The sequence below is a fragment of the Parafrankia sp. FMc2 genome (assembly GCF_041008525.1).
Taxonomy (GTDB): domain Bacteria; phylum Actinomycetota; class Actinomycetes; order Frankiales; family Frankiaceae; genus Parafrankia.
This window is the reverse complement of the sequence record NZ_JBFLUG010000375.1, coordinates 1-1,557: the sequence shown is the minus strand read 5'-3', so window position 1 is coordinate 1,557 and position 1,557 is coordinate 1. Positions and strand designations below refer to the sequence as shown.

The 1,557-nt window shown below is 71.1% G+C and carries 2 protein-coding genes; one reads left to right on the top strand and one right to left on the bottom strand.

All coding sequences use genetic code 11. From position 1 onward, the window contains the following. Positions 1–1,038: IS630 family transposase (locus AB1460_RS37370; protein WP_368967275.1), on the bottom strand; the 1,038-nt coding region annotated here is incomplete at its 3' end. Between the two features lie 130 nt (positions 1,039–1,168). Here AB1460_RS37370 and AB1460_RS37365 point away from each other — a divergent pair. Continuing rightward, on the top strand, positions 1,169–1,516 hold the full coding sequence (locus tag AB1460_RS37365; RefSeq protein ID WP_368967273.1) for a hypothetical protein: 348 nt from the start codon (positions 1,169–1,171) through the stop codon (positions 1,514–1,516). Positions 1,517–1,557: the final 41 nt, after the last annotated feature.

Here is a 1,557-nt window from a genome sequence, read left to right as displayed (position 1 = left end):
GGCTTTGAGGGGTTCGCCGGTGTAGGTCCAGCGGTAGGGCTTGGCGGTCCGGTCGTGGACCTCGATGAAGTGGAGGATCTTCTCCGCGAGGTCGTCGCGGGAGGTGAAGTCGCCGCGTCGCAGGAGCTGGCGGGTGAGCGTCGAGAAGAAGATCTCGACCATGTTCAACCAGCTGGCGTGTTTCGGGGTGTAGGTCACGACGAACCGGGGGTGGGCCGCGAGCCACGCCCGGGTCGCGCGTGCGGTGTGGCTCGACCCGTTGTCCATCACCAGGTAGATCCTCAGCGCGGGATCGATCGCCTCGTCGAGCCTGGTCAGGAACCAGGTGAAGTTCGCCGAGTTGTTCTTCCCGGGGATGATCTCGCCGAGGACTTGTCCGGTGGCGACGTCCATCGCCGCGACCAGCGACACGGTGCCGTGCCGGACGTACTCGAACTCGCGTTTCTCGGGGGAGCCGGAGCGGACCGGGCGAGTCGGGTGGCGCCGCGAGCGGGCCTGGATCGCGGTCTTCTCGTCGACGGAGATCACGACGCCGTCCGTGGGCGGGTGCAGGTAGAGGTCACAGACCGCGGCGGCGCGGTCGGTGAAGTCGGGGTCGGCGGGCCGGTTGAGCCAGCCGCGGACCCGGTGGGGTTTGAGGTCGAGGTCGGCCAGCACCCGGCCGATCTGTGCCGGTGACATCCCGACCGTCGGGGCGAGATGCTCGGCGAGTAGCCGGTGCGACCACTGCGACGCCGCCTCCGGTGCGGTCTCGGTGACCGCGGCCAGCACCGCGAGCCGGGCGTCCGCACCGTAGCGGCGCGGCCGGCCGGAGCGAGGCCGGTCGACCAGCGCCGCCTCGCCGTCCACGGCGAACCGGGCGCACAGCCGGCGGACCGTGTCCGCGTGCACGCTGTGACGGCGGCCGAGCGCGGCCGGCCCCCACCGGCCATCAGCCGCGTCCAGCAGGATCCGGGCCCGTCTGACCTGGTCGAACGGGGCACTCACCGTTCCGGCGAGCTTTTTGAACCGCTGCCGCTGCGCGGCCCCGAGAACCACCCGTGGACCACCCGCCCGTCTACCCACCGCTCACCACGCACATCCTGGAAGGGGCAGTTCCAGGACGACAGGGAAGAACCGGCCGGGCCCGGACGCGGGCCCGACACACCGGGACGGGCAGGATGAAGACGTGGCGAAGATCCCCGAGACGGCCCGGGTAGTGCTGCAACACCGGCTGCACACCCGGCACACCGCCCGCTGGCCCCAGCTGCGTGACCTGGCCGTCCGCTACCGCGGCGACTTCGCCTACCTCGACGCGGTCTTCACCGACGAGCCCGCCGACGCCGACCCCTACCCACTGTGCCGGCTGCGTTACACCGGCCAGCCCGACCGGTGGGGCTTCGCGATCTACCTCGACAGCCGCGGCGCCTACGAGGACTCCTACCTACCGGACGGGCAACCCACCGGCACCCCCGAACAGGCCCTCGACTGCGCCTGCGGGCTCTACGCCAGCGACCCCACCGCCTGGACCGAATGACCACCAACCAAGCCAGCAAGACTTACGCGCGGCTGCACTAG